This is a genomic window from Myroides phaeus (genome assembly GCF_900099675.1).
In the GTDB taxonomy this organism is placed as follows: Bacteria; Bacteroidota; Bacteroidia; order Flavobacteriales; family Flavobacteriaceae; genus Flavobacterium; species Flavobacterium phaeum.
In genome coordinates, this window is sequence record NZ_FNDQ01000036.1 from 1 (window position 1) to 17,242 (window position 17,242).

A 17,242-nucleotide genomic window follows, 5' to 3' on the forward strand; every position below is an offset into this window, starting at 1 on the left:
GCTCACTCCAAATTATGTGCATAAAAAAATCCAGAGAGAAAATCCCTCTGGATGTATTGTTTAAAAACTTGTCAATCTATTTTAGGACTAGTCAAGGTGTAATTGATTTATCCTTTACACTTAACTTCACATCGTTAAGTACGGCTCTTTCTCCTTTTTCGACATTAATAATACTATCTCCTTCCAAATGTCTTGCGTTAGCATTTATTTGAAGAAGGATTTCTGTAATGACTTTTGGGTTATTAATAATTGTGTGAATATTATCTATTACTTCAAAAGGGATATCAATTTTTGTAACTTTATTTGTTTCATCCGTGTAAGTAAAAACACCTTTATTGCTATCTTCTAACGTAGATACAATATTTACTTCTTTTAAAGGAACCTCAACAATATGGTCCTTAGAGTCTCTTACAAATAATGTTTTCTTATCAAGATTAACAGCTATTTCTTCATTATATGTATCTAAACCTTTAAGACCAATAATATCTAACGAATTAATTAAACGTACCCATTGTTTTCCCATCCAATAGTAATATCCTGGTGGTATATCACCTTTGGTACCAAGATTATAAATTAACAAGCTTTCTGCTGCTTTTCCACCAGCAAATGAGGCACTACTTTTTAGATCAGTTAAATTAATCCTTGGAATTAACAAACCTCTATCTGCATCAGAAGTTGCAGCAATATCTAACATTGAAGAGGCTGCTGGTCTTTCTATTCCGATACCTACCTGTCCAAATGTATACCCTGATAAAAGTAATGCAGATAATAATGTAATTTTTCTGTTCATAATGTTTTATTTAGAGGTTATTTTAAAATATTACCCCGAAGTGATATTTTTTAAAAATAATTTACTTTTTAACTTATTAATGTGCTAAATCACAATATTATTTGATTTGTGTATGCTCTAATAACTTTTTATTTGTATGTTCGGATTAACATAAATAGGACACTCTAAAGGATTTAAAGTTATAATAGCGGGATTTGATCTATACATTTCCTCTCCGTATGGTTCCCCTTGTCCTTCTCCCTTTCCTTTTATAGAATATCTCACACGTGCTCCATTTTTACTAAAATCACCTTTCGGTTGAAAACTAATAAGCGTTGTTTTTGGATTATAGCTCCACAACCCATTCTCATCCGAATAATGATGTACATCAATTAATTGTCCTCCTTCAATAGGATAAAATACAAATGAATTAGGGTCAATAAGACTACTTCCAGCCTTTGGATCAGAAATATGACCACCATAAGCATAGTCTTTCTCAAAAGGATAAAATTGAGACATCGTAGTTTCACAAACTTCGAATGCTTTATCCGTAGCAACTGCTGCATAAGGAACAGAAATCAATAAATTACGAATCATATGCACATCTACTCTTCCACCTGTAATCCCTGCAAAACCAACTTTAAATCGCTCTGGTACTGAAGCATCTAATTCCAACTTCACATCTGAACCAATTACATTCTGTAATTTTGATGTTGTTTCAAAATCACTATATTTTGCTTCTGCATTTTCATAATAAGAAATCTTAGTTTTATAATGATACTTATCAATTACAGTTGACAACTGACTTCCGTGTTGAATTTTCACACTTATAATAAACCCTCCCTCTTTATGAGGTATTAGACTTATAAATGCTTTTCTAAACTTGTCATCATTCTCATTCTCACCAATACCTCCATTTCGCAAGCTAAAAGAAATATCTTTTGAAAAGCTTGGACCAAAACTATAAGTACCATCATCCTTTAATTCACCACTACCATCAGTTTCTGTATCTGTTTTTAAAGTACTTACTGTTTTTAGTACTGGATAACCACGATATCCAAACATAGCATCTCCTGTAGGTAATTTATATTCGGCACCTCTTAAAGTAATATGACTTGGACCAGGGATATCACTTTTAGGTGATTTCCATTTATGTCCCTTAATCCCATTTATTCTATATTGGTTAATGAAAGACTGAACTTTAAAATTACCCGACATATTTAATCCAACTCCTAAATAAGCCCCTGGCAAACCTTTTTGTCTCTTATTCTTATTATCTTCAGCAGACCTATTAAAAACATATCCCATGGAACGTCCAGTTGCCCCCATGAACATATCTTCATCTTTTATAGCTGCATCATATAAAAAAACAATAAAACCATCTGTACCTGATTCATCTTTTCCTCCATAAACATTAAACTCAAAACTAATTTCTATCCCATTACTGGAAGTAAAAGACATATCTTTCATTAAGATAGCCCCAAATTGAAATTGACTTTGTCGTGTTAAAAATAGTCCTTCCTTAGTAAATCTAGCATTATTCTTTTCTGCCTGTGGCAAAAAAAGTCCATCAGGAACCTCTGTACCATCTTGTAGTGTTAAAAAAAATGGAAAACTAACTTTCTCATTTTGTGCCCATGTACAAGTAAAAGAAAGTATAAAAAACAGAATAGTTATTTGTAATCTACACATAGTTTAATTCGTTATTAACAATTTATAAAAGCATTATATCTAAAAAAACAGAAATATATGATGGTTAAAAATAAAACAAATAAAACAACAATCAACACATACTAACTAAATTAAGTTAAAAAAAACAAAATTAGATTGTTAATAAAGTAATTGTTTTAGCAACTCCGAATAACTATCTGCAAAATACAATCATCATGCCAAAAAAAAACAACTATTTAAAATTAACTCATAATTTAACACTTAAAATAAGTAGATGAAATATCTCATTTGTTTTAGAAAAAGAGTAATAATACAAATTAGGAGAAGAAAGCTATTTTTAAATTCACATTTTGAAACAAACTGAATAATATCTAAAGTAGAGAGTAAAACGATTAAATAATCTACTTGATTATAAGTAATAAGAGATCTTTACTTATAAATGACATGATTACTAAACACAGCCATTTTTACATCCTTAACAAAAAGAATAAAATTAAATCAATTCACAATCCACATAGAGAATTAGTAATATCTAAACATTAACATATGTAAAACACTTCTATAAAACATAAAAAAACTTTACATATACTTTTTTTGTTAAAAACAGCAAACAACATGTTTTATTGAGTAATCAATTAATTTAATAACATTTATTTAATATATATTTGTAAGTAACACAAAACACCTAAAAAATCCTTATTAACACCAATTCTTTAAAAATGGAAACTGTAAGTCTTAGAAAATCGTCTCAAATAGACGTAAACCAGCGTTATGATGAAATATTGCTGATGCTTGCTGATGCAAAAAAAAGAGGGGAAAACTTCATAAAAGTAGAGTACTTACCTTACGAACTTTATATGAAACTAATTGAACACAACTATGTTATTCAAAAAATGAAACAGCGTGTGTATTCCTTTCTGTTTTTGAAGAAAACAATTAAGTATTATTATATTTATCAACAAACTGCCAATTAATATTTTGACCAAATATTTATGTTGATAACAACAATAGTATTTAATTTAAACTAAAACTATTTTCAAAAATAGTATATATTCCTTACTAACGCGAAAAGCCTGAATTTCCACTCAGGCTTTTTTTAAACGATCAATTACTTTTTGAATATATGCATAATATTCACCTTTAAGATTTTTTATTGAATCTTCTACTTGCTCTTTTAAAACCCAATTATTTAACAAGGCGATTTCTTCTATACAAGCAATTTTTAAACTTGTTCGCTTTTCTAAAGTTTTTACAAATTCTGTTGCCTCTGTCAATGATTCGTGAGTTCCTGTGTCTAACCAAGCAAAACCACGTCCCATTGGTATCAACTTTAATTGCTCTTGATTAAGATACTTCAAATTCAAATCTGTTATTTCGAACTCACCTCTTTTTGAAGGCTTTATATCTTTAGCTTTTTGAACAACTGAATTAGGGTAAAAATACAAGCCTACTACTGCATAGTTTGATTTAGGCAAAGCTGGCTTTTCCTCAATAGATAGCACATTTCCCTCTTTATCAAAATCAACTACTCCATAACGCTCTGGATCATCAACATAATAACCAAAAACAACAGCTTTCTTCTCTTCTTCAACTGTTTGTATAGAGGCTTTTAATAATTTTTGCAATCCTGCTCCATAGAAAATATTATCTCCCAATACTAAACAAACGTCATCATTTCCTATAAACTCCTCTCCAATAATAAAAGCTTGTGCTAATCCATCTGGACTTGGTTGTTCTGCATAGCTTAGTGAAATTCCAAACTGACTACCATCACCAAACAGTTTTTTAAAGTTTGGCAAATCGTGAGGGGTAGATATAATCAAGATTTCTCTAATCCCTGCCAACATCAATACTGACAATGGATAATAAATCATTGGCTTATCATAGATAGGCAACAATTGCTTTGATACCGCTAATGTTAAAGGGTGTAAGCGTGTACCTGACCCTCCTGCTAATATTATTCCTTTCATATTCTTAAAAGTGATCAGTGATTTGTAATCAGTGATCTGTTTTTAAATTCGTTATGTTATTACCTCTATCTCTAAAAGCTATTTTTCTCTTCTTGCTCTTTTAAAAACTTAATTAAGCCTAAAAGCATCTTTCTTATTCTTACTACAGATTCTAAAACAGCATCTATAGAGAGTGTATATTTCAAATCTAACGCAACATAATACTGCGTTTCTAACTCAGCTAAACTTCCTAAAGCCATATACAAAAAATGAACAAACTCCTTCTTCCCTTGCCTTGCACTACCTTCCGCTATATTAGAAGCAATCGATACAGACGCCCTACGCATCTGACTACTCAATCCAAATAGCTCTTCTTTAGGAAGAAAGTCTTTCGTAAACTGATAAGTAACAACAATGAGCTTTCTACTATCCAACCAAACATTTAAGTCTTTATGTGTTTTCATAATAAATAGTTTTATAAGATACTTCACTCATTACTGCTTACTCTTTACTGCTTACTCTTTACTGCTTACTCTTTACTACCTACTTATACTGTTCCTTATAGTAATCTGCATAAGCACCACTGGTTACATTCTCTAACCACTGTTGATTATTCATATACCACTCTATTGTTTTTGCTAATCCTTCTGGGAACGTAACAGATGGTTTCCATCCTAATTCCTTGTTGATTTTAGTTGCGTCAATGGCATAGCGTAAGTCGTGCCCTGGCCTGTCTTTCACATACGTAATCAACTGCTCACTTTCTCCTACTTCACGACCTAATACTGTGTCCATTTGTTTACACAACTCACGAACTAAGTCGATGTTTTGCCATTCGTTGAACCCACCAATATTATATGTTTCTGCATTTCCTCCTTTGTGAAATACATCGTCTATCGCTCTTGCGTGGTCTATTACATACAACCAATCGCGTGTATATTTTCCATTTCCGTAAATAGGCAATGGTTTTTTATTGATGATATTGTGAATACACAGCGGAATCAACTTTTCTGGAAAGTGGTTGGGTCCGTAGTTATTAGAACAATTACTAATCACATACGGCATACCATACGTTTCTCCATATGCACGCACAAAGTGATCTGAACTTGCTTTAGAAGCGGAATAAGGCGAATTTGGATCATAAGCTGTTGTTTCATAAAAGAAACCTGTTTCTCCTAACGAGCCATATACTTCATCTGTACTAACGTGGTAAAAACGCTTTCCTTCAAAATTACTTTGCCAAAGCCCTTTAAATGCTTGTAATAAATTAACTGTACCAATTACATTTGTTCTCACAAATGCCAACGGATCTGTAATTGATCTATCTACGTGAGATTCTGCTGCCAGGTGGATAACCCCATCAAATTGTTCTTGTTGAAACAATTCATTGATAAATTGCTCATCTGTAATATCTCCCTTTACAAACGTATAGTTTGGTGCATTTTCAATATCTCTCAAGTTTTCTAAATTACCTGCATACGTCAAGGCATCCAAATTATATATTTGGTAATTAGGATAGTTCAATACGAACTGTCTTACTACGTGTGAACCGATAAATCCAGCTCCTCCTGTGATTACAATCTTTTTCATTATTTAATTCTTAATACCACAAAAATCTAAAACTACTTTATCATCAGTTAATTTTAATTCTTTAAACTCATTATGAGCAACTAAAAACACAATGATATCCGCTTTCTCAACAGCTACTTTATAGTCAGTTAATTTAAATACTTTGTGTTCGTGTACATTTGGTTCTACAATATACATATCTGCATCTCCAGAATCTTGTAATACACGCTCAGCAATATGAATAGCAGGAGACTCGCGTAAATCGTCGATATTTGGTTTAAACGCTAACCCCATAATTGCAATCACAGGTTGGCGACCGTTTTTCAATTCAAACTCTAAACGAGTTGTTTTTACTTTTTCAGCACACCAGAATGATTTATAGTTATTAATCTCTCTTGCTTGTGCAATAATACGAGATTCTATAGGGAATTCCGAAACAATAAAATATGGATCTACTGCGATACAGTGCCCTCCTACTCCACATCCTGGCTGTAAAATATTTACACGTGGGTGTTTATTGGCTAATTCTATTAATTCCCAAACGTTAATACCTGCTTTATCACAGATTAATGACAACTCGTTTGCAAAGGCTATCTGAACGTCACGAGAAGAGTTTTCTGTTAATTTACACATCTCAGCTGTACGTGCATTTGTTGGGTGTAATGTTCCTTGTACAAACTGACTGTAAAAAGCAATTGCTTTTTGAGTTGATTCTTCGTTCACTCCTCCAATTACACGGTCGTTGTGAACTAATTCATACATTACATTCCCTGGCAATACACGCTCAGGACAGTATGCTAAATATATTTTCCCTTCCAACTCTGGTCTTTCTGTAAAAATGTATTCCATCATTTTTTCAGTTGTTCCAACAGGAGAAGTAGATTCTATGATATACAAATCACCTTCTTTTAACAAAGGCATAATAGCTGTAGTAGCTGCTTTTACATAAGAAATATCTGGTTCGTGATTTCCTTTAAAAGGAGTTGGAACTACTACTAAATATGTATTAGCCTCAATTGGTGTAGTTGCCGCTTTTAAATAACCTTCTGCAACTGCCTGAGCCACTGCCTTATCTAAATCTGGTTCTACAATATGAATTTTACCCGCGTTAATTGTATCCACAACGTGTTGTGAAATATCAACTCCGTGAACTCCTATTTTATTTTGTGCAATTAAAGCAGAAGTTGGTAATCCGATGTACCCTAAACCAATTGTTACTACTTGTGTATTTTTCATTTGTATATAAAATCTTGTTTTGTTGTATTTTTTTCTTAAAAACGCAATGAATTGCGTCTATTATAATTTAGCTATAAATTCCACAATGCGCTCACACGCTTTTCCATCTCCGTAAGGATTGTGTAAGGCTGACATTGCTTGATAGCGTTTTTCATCTGTTAACAAGCTATTCGCTTCGTTCACAATCTTAGCTTTATCCGTTCCTACTAAAATAACTGTTCCTGCTTCTACAGCTTCTGGGCGCTCAGTAGTATCACGCATAACCAATACAGGTTTCCCTAAACTTGGCGCTTCTTCTTGTACTCCTCCACTGTCTGTGATAATCATAAAGCTTTGGTTCATTAACCATACAAATGATGGGTAAGCCAAAGGTGAGATTAATTGAATATTATCAATTCCTGATAAAATCTCATATACTGGTCCTTTTACATTTGGATTCAAATGTACAGGATAGATAATTTGTGCATCTTTATGTGTTAAAGCTATTTCTTTTAAGGCCTCACAAATGCGAATAAAACCATCTCCATGATTCTCTCTTCTGTGTCCTGTTACTAAAATTAACTTCTTATTTGGATCAACAATTGTTTTTAAATTGTCGATTTCTTCATTTTGTAAATCTTCAACGCGCTCTACACTTTCTAATAGTGCATCAATTACAGTATTTCCTGTAATTAAAATATCTTTTTCAGCAATATTTTCACGAAGTAGATTAGCACGAGAAGCTTCAGTTGGTGCAAAGTGATAATCTGTTACTCTACCTGTAATCTGTCTGTTGATTTCCTCTGGAAAAGGAGCACGTTTATTATGCGTACGCAATCCAGCTTCTACGTGACATACTTCTGCTCCACTATAAAAAGCAGCAATACTCGATGCCATTGTAGTAGTGGTATCTCCGTGTACATAAACATAATCTGGTTTAAAATCTTCTAATACATCTTTCAAACCATTAATTATATCCCCTGTTAAAGAATATAAATTTTGATTAGGTTTCATTAAATTCAAATCATATTCGGGTACGATATCAAAAAACGCTAAAACTTGATCAAGCATTTCGCGGTGTTGTGCAGTAACACAAACTCGTGTATCAAATTTATCGCTATGCTTTTTAAACTCTTTTACCAATGGAGCCATCTTAATAGCTTCTGGTCTTGTACCGAATACAATTAAATTCTTTTTCATATTTTATTTTATTTTAAAACTATCCTCTTCCAATTGTATAAACTTCAAAACCTATTTTCTCTAATTCTTGACGATCTAAAATACTACGACCATCAAATACAAATGCTGGCTTTTGCATATTGTCATATATCTTTTGCCAATCATACCCCTTAAACTCATCCCACTCTGTTAATACAGCTACTCCGTGTGCTCCGTTTAAAGCTTCGTAAGGGTTTGCGTGAACAGTTAAGTGTTTTTGATTTGCTTCTGCACTGCGTGTATTTAGATAATCTAAGTCAATCAACATTTGTTGTTCGGTTACTTTTGGATCGTAAACGTGGATATTCGCTTCTTCTTCCATTAAATCATTAGCCACATAAATAGCTGCTGATTCTCTGGTATCATTAGTATCTTTTTTAAATGCCCATCCTAAGAAAGCAATCTTTTTACCGTTTACAGTATTGAATAACGTAGAAACAATACGCTCTGCAAAACGTCTTTTTTGGTGGTCATTCATAATGATTACTTGTTCCCAGTAATCTGCTACTTCTTCTAAACCATACGTTTTAGCAATATATACTAAGTTTAAAATGTCTTTTTGAAAACAAGAACCTCCAAATCCTACGGATGCTTTCAAGAATTTACTTCCTATACGGCTATCTGTACCGATTGCTTTCGCTACCTCGCTAACATCTGCTCCTGATACTTCACACAATTCAGAAATTGCATTGATTGAAGAAACTCTTTGTGCTAAGAAAGCATTAGCTGTTAATTTAGAAAGTTCTGAAGACCATACATTGGTAGTTAAAATTCTCTCTGTAGGAACCCAAGCACTGTAAATATCTACTAAAGCTTGCATGGCTTCTCTACCTTCTGGAGTCTCTGCTCCTCCAATTAATACACGGTCTGGATTTAATAAATCCGTTACTGCTGTACCTTCTGCTAAGAACTCTGGATTTGAAAGTATTTGAAACTCTACTCCGTTTCCTGTTTGATCTAAAATACGTTTAATAGCTTGTGCTGTTCTAACAGGTAAAGTTGATTTTTCAACCACAATCTTATCTGTTTTTGCGACACGAGCAATCTGACGCGCACATAATTCAATGTATTTTAAATCTGCTGCCATCCCCTTACCTTTTCCGTAAGTTTTTGTTGGCGTATTTACAGAGATAAAAATCATATCTGCTTCGTCAATTGCTTTGTCAACTTCAGTAGAGAAAAATAAGTTACGACCTCTTGCTTCACCAACGATTACATCTAATCCTGGTTCGTAAATAGGTAATTTACTCAAGTCTTCCCCATTCCAAGCTGCAATACGCGCTTCGTTAAGGTCAACAACAGTAATTTGGATATCTGGATTTTTCTGTGCTATAACAGACATTGTAGGTCCACCTACATAACCAGCTCCAATACAACAGACTTTCTTTATTTTTTTCATACATTAATCTACATTATAAATACCAACATTTTGTTATTTACATTAATTTTTAAAACAAGTTATCATTTAAACAATGTTACTTCAATAAACAATAGTTATCAAAAATACAAAAGGAAATGTATAACACATACTTTTAAAACTTGTTTATCTAAACAAAAAAAGAGTCTTACCTATGTAAGACTCTTTTGGAAAATAAATTAATTCTTAACTCTAACTGCTACTAGATTAGCTTATTTTTCTAATTTTACTATTCTCTTTCTCTGCTACTTCTTTTCTAAGCGAACTACTTGAGAAACGATGATCCCTTCTATTATAATGTAACTCAATACCCGTCTCTTCACAATAAGCACGACCAGTAAAGTTTTTATCTTTATACTCATCACCTAAAATACGTACATCAATTTTAAAAGATCTTAAAATATCTTCTAAATCTTGCTCTGTAGCGTAAGGCACAATCTCATCAACAAATCTACATCCCTTTAATTGAATATATCTTTCTACAACTGTTTGTGTTGGCTTGTTCTTTTCAGGCCTATCTAATGTCGGATCAGTTTGTAAACCAACAATTAAATAATCGCACTCGCGTTTTGCCTCTTCTAACATTTTTATATGTCCTGCGTGCAATAAATCAAATGCACTAAATGTTATTCCTATTTTCATATTCCTTTTATTTTTGTTTGACTTTAAATAATATTCTATTACAAAAAATCAACCAATACTAAATATTATTTTTTTAAAAAGTAAAACAGTTTCTTATTTTTAGACAAAAAAACACTAAAACTGTAATAATTGACCAGCTTACACAACATCACCCGAAAACTTTTCTTAAAACATTATTTTATATAGTGTATTTTTTTTTTAAAACAAAAAAAAGTACTGTAAACTAGTTTATTGTCAAGTGATAAAAACATACATAAAATGTGTAAAACCTCTACAATCTAACATATACGTTTATTATACTTATCCCCTTTTTATTTGGGAAAACAAAAGTACATTAAATAAAAATTATAAACAGTAGTAATTCTGCGAAATAGCTATTTTTATTAGGGAAATATCAATAAGTAACATATGAGAAAAACAATACCACAAGATATATTCTATATCTTGTGGTGTAAAACAGAGTGGGGATTCTGTTTCTTTTTGAAAAGAACTGTGAAAGTTAAATCGAATTTGGTAAAACTATTTTAACTCTCTCTATATAAAAATTTCTCATTTTTAAGTAGCACAAACATACACAAAATACGAAGTTATCAACTAAGACCAAAGTACTAAAAAGCTTACTTCTAAAAGAAAAACAAAATACAAAAGCTATTGATTACAAACACATTAATAAAAGACTAATACTTAAGTACTATATTTTTTAACACAAAAAAATACTTTTTTTTCAAAAAACAACATATTATATATCTCTTTTTCACTATTCACTAATTAAAAACACGCATTGGCAGAAATTCCCTTGCAAATACAAAATAATCTCTCATTATTTGCATAAATTGTTTCTTAACAACAATATTATACAGATTATGAAGTCCCCACTACAAAAAAAAACAGCAAGCTATATCTTGTTATTACTGCTATTTTCATTGTTCTCATATTCACAAAAAAGCAATAGTAATATAACCTTTTTTGAAAGCTTACAATACAGTCCTTTAAAAGGAAAAAACAATACTGAAATTAGTAAAAAAATCAAGAACTATAAATGGTTAAGAATAACATTAAAAAATAGCGAAATTAATAAAGCTTGTATTTTTAAATTTCCAAGTGCTCATATTACAAACTACAGTTTTTATGTTAATAATGGCTTGAATTGGAATTTAATAAAACCAAATTATGATCTTGATGGAAATCAAATCAATACACGATACCCAGAATATCATTTTAAATCCCATACCCCTTATATATATATAAAAATTCCTCATAATTTCAATAATACAGAGCAATTTATACTAAAAGAGAGCAGTGCTTATAAAGGAGGTGGAGTCAGTATACTTATCCTAATTGGCATTTACTACGGATTTGTAATTTTATCAATACTCCTTGATTTAGGTTTCTATTATATTTCAAAAGACCAAACATTCATTATTTTTAGTCTCCTACTTGCCTTTATTGGATTAATATTTTTCCATGAAGATGGAATGTTTTATTTTCTATCGGACGGAAAATATACATTAAAACACATAATAACTTTAAGTTTTCCAATTATTAGTTTTTTACTTTCTTATTTTACTTATAATTTTCTAAGTTTTAAAAAAAGTAGAAAAGTCATCAAACTTATTGTAACCACCTTGGCATTAACTTCTATTTTATTAGCTATTTCATATACTATTACTGATCAATATTTATATCTACATATACTAAAACACGCTTGTTTAATAATACCAATCATAGGTTTTCTAATCTCTTTGTCAATAATTAAAAAAGATATATACATGAAAATATTAACTGGTATATTTATTATACTTGTTTTTCAAGTTTTAGGTTATTCTTGGTCAATAACATACGATATCTTTAATTTTAGTTTTTTCCATTTAAATGCACTTAGAATTACTATGTCTATAAGTATTGTAGCTATTAACATACTAATTCTAATGAGAGTTGAAAAATTAAACAGAGAAAATCAAATGTATCGTAATCAGATAAAGAATTATATTTTTGAGTTAAAGCAGCAAAAATTAGAGGCAGCAATATCTCATAAAAATAACCTTGCTTTTTTTATTCAGTCACCAGTAAAAGCAGAAAATACATTGACTAATGTAGAAAAAATAATTATACAATTAAGAGATGAATTCTCTTTAACAGATAGAGAAACAGATGTACTTATTGGTATTTGGGAAGGGTTAAGTAATCAAGAAATAGCAGAAAACTTATCAATTTCAGTGAGCACCACAAAACATCATGTAAGTAATTTATATGCTAAGCTTAATGTCAAAAATAGAAGTCAAACTATTTTATTAAAAGAAAGTCTTTTAAATCTACAAACAAAATAAAAAACCCCTTTCTATTCATAAACAATTAACGTTATTAATTTTAAATAACATCACTAAATACTTAGCCAAAAGTGCAAATGTTTATTTCAAGAAAGGGATATAAAAATCGCATAAGGTACTAAGTCCCCACAATTCCCTTATGCGATCACAAAATTATAATTTTTTACTACCTAAAACCAATCAACCTCCAATAATTATCACCATTTGTAGTAATTTTCTACTTTACTAAAACAATTACACTATTTACATACAATACCCAATAAAATTAACACATTCAAACAAAATGATACAAAAAAAGCTATACATTAAGTATAGCTTGTTATCCTTTTTTCTACTATTTATCTATTTTATTTCAAAAATGTAAGTACAATATCTTCTCCTGACTTCAAAATTAGCTTACCATCTACTATTTCATAGCTAGTCACGGATTGTAAAGTTTGCATATATTCTCTATCAGCTACCCCTGAACAAAACATCATTGTTGAGGCCATTTTATCTCCCAATGAAATTACATTTCCTGCTTTTACAATATACTCTCCCATAATATTATTACAACCATCATTTCCATTCACACGTTTGGTTGCAATCTCAAAATTTAATTTTGGAATCTTATTTGGAAACAAATCCTTCAACTCTTTTCCTTCAGATTTCATAGAAACTAATGTCCAATCACCTGCTAATTCTTTTGACTGATCTATACTCACTTTCTGTTCTTTTTCTGTTTGACGAATTTCTCCTGCTGTTTTACAACTTACAACTGTCATTCCTGCAATTACAGCTAACATTAAAGCTATCTTTCTCATTTCTTCTCTTTTTTAATTTTTATTCTAAACAAAAATAGACTTTATCTACTTAGATAATCTAAATATAATCATAAAATAACAGTTTTTCCCTTTCTAAAGTCACAATTTACCCTATTCAGATCGAATCATTTTTTAATAAATACAAGCTCCTTAACATTATAAAAAATCATCAAAAATTATAAAGAAATTGCTATTTAGAGAACCTATATTACCTTTCAGATAAATACTCTAAAAAATAAAACTCTATCTTATAAAACTGTTTGAAAGTTTAATCTTAACTATATAATAATACTACACAACCACTTATATACAAAAAAAAGTGCTACCGAAGTAACACTTTTTTCTATAATTAGTACATTTTAGCTCTAAGCTCTTTAATTTTTGGATCATCTAAATAATCATCAAATGTCATGTATCTATCTATTACACCATTTGGAGTTAACTCTAAAATACGAGTACCAACTGTTTGAGCAAACTCGTGGTCATGTGTAGTTAACAAGATAGTTCCTTTAAAGTTTTTCAATGAGTTATTAAAAGCCGTAATAGACTCTAAGTCTAAGTGGTTTGTTGGCTCATCTAACATTAAAACATTCGCTCGCACCATCATCATACGAGAAAGCATACAACGTACTTTTTCTCCTCCTGACAATACTCTACCAGTTTTTAAAGCTTCTTCTCCAGAGAAAATCATTTTACCTAAGAATCCACGTACGAAAACTTCATCTCTCTCTTCTTCTGTTTTAGACCATTGGCGTAACCAGTCTACAAGAGTTAAGTCATTTTCAAAATATTCGTGGTTTTCAACTGGTAAATAAGATTGACTTGTAGTAACCCCCCAATCAAACTTCCCTGCATCAGCTTGCTTTTTACCATTTAAGATTTCGTAAAATGCCGTAGTAGCACGAGAGTCTTTAGAGATAACTACAATCTTATCACCTTTTGCTACATTCAAATCAACATCTTTAAAAAGAACTTCACCATCAACAGAAGCAGCAAGTCCTTCAATGTTTAAAATTTGATCTCCTGCTTCACGCTCTTGATCAAAGATAATAGCAGGATATCTTCTTGAAGAAGGTTTAATATCTCCTAAATTCAATTTATCAATCATTTTCTTACGAGAAGTTGCCTGTTTTGACTTAGCAACGTTCGCACTAAAACGACGGATAAATTCTTCTAATTCTGCTTTTTTCTCTTCAGCTTTCTTATTCTGTTGTGCTCTTTGCTTAGCCGCTAACTGACTTGATTCATACCAGAAAGTATAGTTACCTGAATAATGGTTAATTTTTCCAAAGTCAATATCAGATACATGCGTACAAACAGCATCTAAGAAGTGACGGTCGTGAGATACAACTAATACAGTATTTTCATAGTGCGCTAAGAAATTCTCTAACCAACCAATTGTCTCAAAATCCAAGTCGTTGGTAGGCTCATCCATAATTAGTACATCTGGATTACCAAATAAAGCCTGTGCTAACAACACACGAACTTTTAACTTAGCATCCATTTCTGCCATTAATGTATAGTGAAAATCTTCAGTAATCCCTAAGTTTGAAAGTAACGTCGCTGCTGCAGACTCTGCATTCCAACCATCCATTTCATCAAACTTAATTTGCAACTCACCTATTCTATCAGCATTTTCATCTGTATAGTTTAAATAAAGCTCATCCATTTCTTTCTTAACCGAATACAAATCTTTGTTCCCCATCATTACAGTTTCTAACACTGTATATTCATCGAACATATTGTGATTTTGGTTTAGAACAGACATACGCTTTCCTGGTTCTAAAGATACGTGTCCAGAAGTAGGATCAAACTCTCCTGACAGTATTTTTAAAAAAGTAGATTTACCAGCACCATTAGCACCAATAATTCCATAGCAGTTCCCTTGCGTAAAGGTTACATTAACTTCATCAAATAAAATTCGCTTTCCGAATTGAACTGACAGATTTGAAACTGTTAACATCGTAGTATTTTATTTATATTGTCCGCAAAATTAATAAATTTATATTTAGAAACATCTTTTATTATAACTTATCACTGATCACATACACTTTAACCATCTATTAACAAATAAAAACACAGGTAAAACTTACATTTGCTGTAAGACTGTTAAATATGGTTACACATACCAACTAAGCTAATGCGTACATTTTTTTTAAACTACAAAGTTCTTTATCTCGTCATTCCCATTATTGCTTTATTCTCTTCTTGTAAAGAGAAATTTGCAAAAGATGACTACGTTGCTCATTTCCAAGGAGAAATAATCAACCCTACTTCTAATTTTGTCCTTTTCTGTAAAGATAACGAAGTAATTGATACTTTATTTTTAGATAAAGAAAATAAATTTTATAAAAAATTTGATTCTCTTGCGCCTGGAATGTATATCTACAAGCACAATCCAGAATTTCAATATGTATACTTTGATAAAAACGACAGTCTTACGTTACGCTTAAATTCAAAGGATTTTGACCATTCTATTATATTTTCAGGTAGAGGAGCTGAGAAGAATAACTTCTTAATGAATCTAACTGTTAAAAATATATTAGATGAAAGTGAGCGTTTCAGTACTTTTGACACGCCACCTGATCAATTTATTAAACGCATAGACTCTGTTCACGCAGCAAGAACTACTTATTATTTAAGAAATAAAGCAATTATTGACTGGTCTGACGGTTTTGATTTATACGCTAAAACCAAACTTGATCTACATTTCTATTCCTTAAAAGAACTATACCCTATTCTGCATTTTATACGTACTAACGATGACGTTAGAGATAAATTACCTGCAGATTATCTTGGGTTTAGAAAAAAAGTGAACTTTAATGATGAGCGCCTTTTAAAATACTCTTCTTTCACTAAGTATTTAGCTATTATGCTTAATTCGATTGTAGAAGAATCTGAAGAAGAATTTATTTCTGAAAACAGGTATGATAAATATATCGACAAATTGAATATTGTAGATACATTGATTCAAAACACAAAAGTAAGAAACGCTATTTTTGATAATATCGCTTTTATTTATTTGTTACAAGATCAAAACCTCAACAATAACGACTTGTTTTTAGAACGTTATTTCGAACTTTCAACTGATGAGGATCAACATAATGAAATCATTTTGATTCAACAAGCAATTCAAAATTTGAAATATGAAAATAAATTACCTGAAGTACCACTTGTAGATGCAAGCAATACCAATATCCAAATAAATAAGGTAATTAGAAAACCTACTTTAGTTTTCTTTTGGACTAAAAATGGTATATCTCACGCTGATGCTGCACACAGAAGAGCACATAGCTTAATGCAAGAAAATCCTAATATTGACGTTTTAGGTATTTGTATTGACGGAGACCACGGAGAGTGGTTAAGTTTATTACCTCGATACCGAGATTATAATATAAAAGAATTAAGATCAAGTGATTTTAACCAGATGAAAGATAAATGGATTATCACTAAAATTCAACGTTGTATGATTTTAGAAAAAGATGGTTCACTTAAAGATCCTTTCGTAAATATATTTGATAAAAATATAGAAGATTTATTAAAGAAATAAAATAAAAAACGCTTCATTGGACTGACCCCAAAAAGTTGGACGAAGTTATGCAATCTTTTTAATATAATGAGCTCGGTATTCTACCGGGCTCATTCCATTTAAATTAATGCGA

At 31.0% G+C, this 17,242-nt stretch carries 14 protein-coding genes; 3 read left to right on the top strand and 11 right to left on the bottom strand.

Going from position 1 to position 17,242, the window contains the following annotated elements:
- Positions 1–91 precede the first annotated feature (91 nt).
- Together BLT46_RS12470 and BLT46_RS12475 are read right to left on the bottom strand one after the other, a co-directional pair.
- Positions 92–790, bottom strand: coding sequence for a hypothetical protein (locus BLT46_RS12470; protein WP_090410447.1), 699 nt, complete (start codon positions 788–790; stop codon positions 92–94).
- Between the two features lie 117 nt (positions 791–907).
- Complete coding sequence (locus BLT46_RS12475) at positions 908–2,461, bottom strand: L-type lectin family protein (RefSeq protein ID WP_090410448.1); 1,554 nt, start codon at positions 2,459–2,461, stop codon at positions 908–910.
- Positions 2,462–3,159: 698 nt separating this feature from the next.
- Here BLT46_RS12475 and BLT46_RS12480 point away from each other — a divergent pair.
- Complete coding sequence (locus BLT46_RS12480; protein ID WP_090410449.1) at positions 3,160–3,414, top strand: hypothetical protein; 255 nt, start codon at positions 3,160–3,162, stop codon at positions 3,412–3,414.
- Positions 3,415–3,525: 111 nt separating this feature from the next.
- On the opposite strand, the gene rfbA is transcribed toward BLT46_RS12480, so the two are convergent.
- From rfbA to BLT46_RS12515, 7 genes are all read right to left on the bottom strand, one after another.
- Positions 3,526–4,410 carry a glucose-1-phosphate thymidylyltransferase RfbA gene (gene rfbA, locus BLT46_RS12485; RefSeq protein ID WP_090410450.1) on the bottom strand — a complete coding sequence of 295 codons (885 nt, stop codon included), beginning with the start codon at positions 4,408–4,410 and terminating at the stop codon, positions 3,526–3,528.
- Between the two features lie 71 nt (positions 4,411–4,481).
- Entirely contained in the window at positions 4,482–4,853 is a 372-nt protein-coding gene (locus BLT46_RS12490; protein ID WP_090410451.1) for a four helix bundle protein, read from the bottom strand.
- Between the two features lie 79 nt (positions 4,854–4,932).
- A complete protein-coding gene (gene rfbB, locus BLT46_RS12495; RefSeq protein WP_090410452.1) occupies positions 4,933–5,979 on the bottom strand; it encodes a dTDP-glucose 4,6-dehydratase in 1,047 nt (348 codons plus the stop codon).
- A 3-nt stretch (positions 5,980–5,982) separates the two neighbouring features.
- Positions 5,983–7,194: a UDP-N-acetyl-D-mannosamine dehydrogenase gene (gene wecC, locus BLT46_RS12500; RefSeq protein ID WP_090410453.1), complete on the bottom strand. Its 1,212-nt coding sequence runs from the start codon at positions 7,192–7,194 to the stop codon at positions 5,983–5,985.
- 60 nt (positions 7,195–7,254) lie between these two features.
- Positions 7,255–8,373: a non-hydrolyzing UDP-N-acetylglucosamine 2-epimerase gene (wecB, locus tag BLT46_RS12505; RefSeq protein ID WP_090410454.1), complete on the bottom strand. Its 1,119-nt coding sequence runs from the start codon at positions 8,371–8,373 to the stop codon at positions 7,255–7,257.
- A gap of 19 nt (positions 8,374–8,392) precedes the next feature.
- Entirely contained in the window at positions 8,393–9,790 is a 1,398-nt protein-coding gene (locus BLT46_RS12510; RefSeq protein WP_090410455.1) for a UDP-glucose 6-dehydrogenase, read from the bottom strand.
- Between the two features lie 225 nt (positions 9,791–10,015).
- Positions 10,016–10,450: an adenylyltransferase/cytidyltransferase family protein gene (locus tag BLT46_RS12515; RefSeq protein WP_090410456.1), complete on the bottom strand. Its 435-nt coding sequence runs from the start codon at positions 10,448–10,450 to the stop codon at positions 10,016–10,018.
- An 863-nt stretch (positions 10,451–11,313) separates the two neighbouring features.
- Here BLT46_RS12515 and BLT46_RS12520 point away from each other — a divergent pair.
- Entirely contained in the window at positions 11,314–12,777 is a 1,464-nt protein-coding gene (locus BLT46_RS12520) for a LuxR C-terminal-related transcriptional regulator (RefSeq protein WP_090410457.1), read from the top strand.
- A 347-nt stretch (positions 12,778–13,124) separates the two neighbouring features.
- Here the strand turns inward: BLT46_RS12520 and BLT46_RS12525 are convergent, their stop codons facing one another.
- Both BLT46_RS12525 and BLT46_RS12530 read right to left on the bottom strand, forming a co-directional pair.
- The gene (locus tag BLT46_RS12525; protein ID WP_090410458.1) at positions 13,125–13,580 is read right to left on the bottom strand and encodes an META domain-containing protein; all 456 of its coding nucleotides are present in this window, start codon (positions 13,578–13,580) and stop codon (positions 13,125–13,127) included.
- 349 nt (positions 13,581–13,929) lie between these two features.
- On the bottom strand, positions 13,930–15,543 hold the full coding sequence (locus BLT46_RS12530) for an ABC-F family ATP-binding cassette domain-containing protein (RefSeq protein ID WP_090410459.1): 1,614 nt from the start codon (positions 15,541–15,543) through the stop codon (positions 13,930–13,932).
- A 177-nt stretch (positions 15,544–15,720) separates the two neighbouring features.
- Here BLT46_RS12530 and BLT46_RS12535 point away from each other — a divergent pair, with 177 nt between their 5' ends.
- On the top strand, positions 15,721–17,130 hold the full coding sequence (locus BLT46_RS12535) for a hypothetical protein (protein ID WP_090410460.1): 1,410 nt from the start codon (positions 15,721–15,723) through the stop codon (positions 17,128–17,130).
- Positions 17,131–17,242 lie beyond the last annotated feature (112 nt).

Excerpts from the sequence above, each read along its gene's own strand:
- BLT46_RS12470 (WP_090410447.1), bottom strand. The coding sequence starts at position 790 with ATGAACAGAAAAATTACATTATTATCTGCATTACTTTTATCAGGGTAT.
- BLT46_RS12475 (WP_090410448.1), bottom strand. The coding sequence starts at position 2,461 with ATGTGTAGATTACAAATAACTATTCTGTTTTTTATACTTTCTTTTACT.
- BLT46_RS12480 (WP_090410449.1), top strand. The coding sequence starts at position 3,160 with ATGGAAACTGTAAGTCTTAGAAAATCGTCTCAAATAGACGTAAACCAG.
- rfbA (WP_090410450.1), bottom strand. The coding sequence starts at position 4,410 with ATGAAAGGAATAATATTAGCAGGAGGGTCAGGTACACGCTTACACCCT.
- BLT46_RS12490 (WP_090410451.1), bottom strand. The coding sequence starts at position 4,853 with ATGAAAACACATAAAGACTTAAATGTTTGGTTGGATAGTAGAAAGCTC.
- rfbB (WP_090410452.1), bottom strand. The coding sequence starts at position 5,979 with ATGAAAAAGATTGTAATCACAGGAGGAGCTGGATTTATCGGTTCACAC.
- wecC (WP_090410453.1), bottom strand. The coding sequence starts at position 7,194 with ATGAAAAATACACAAGTAGTAACAATTGGTTTAGGGTACATCGGATTA.
- wecB (WP_090410454.1), bottom strand. The coding sequence starts at position 8,373 with ATGAAAAAGAATTTAATTGTATTCGGTACAAGACCAGAAGCTATTAAG.
- BLT46_RS12510 (WP_090410455.1), bottom strand. The coding sequence starts at position 9,790 with ATGAAAAAAATAAAGAAAGTCTGTTGTATTGGAGCTGGTTATGTAGGT.
- BLT46_RS12515 (WP_090410456.1), bottom strand. The coding sequence starts at position 10,450 with ATGAAAATAGGAATAACATTTAGTGCATTTGATTTATTGCACGCAGGA.
- BLT46_RS12520 (WP_090410457.1), top strand. The coding sequence starts at position 11,314 with ATGAAGTCCCCACTACAAAAAAAAACAGCAAGCTATATCTTGTTATTA.
- BLT46_RS12525 (WP_090410458.1), bottom strand. The coding sequence starts at position 13,580 with ATGAGAAAGATAGCTTTAATGTTAGCTGTAATTGCAGGAATGACAGTT.
- BLT46_RS12530 (WP_090410459.1), bottom strand. The coding sequence starts at position 15,543 with ATGTTAACAGTTTCAAATCTGTCAGTTCAATTCGGAAAGCGAATTTTA.
- BLT46_RS12535 (WP_090410460.1), top strand. The coding sequence starts at position 15,721 with ATGCGTACATTTTTTTTAAACTACAAAGTTCTTTATCTCGTCATTCCC.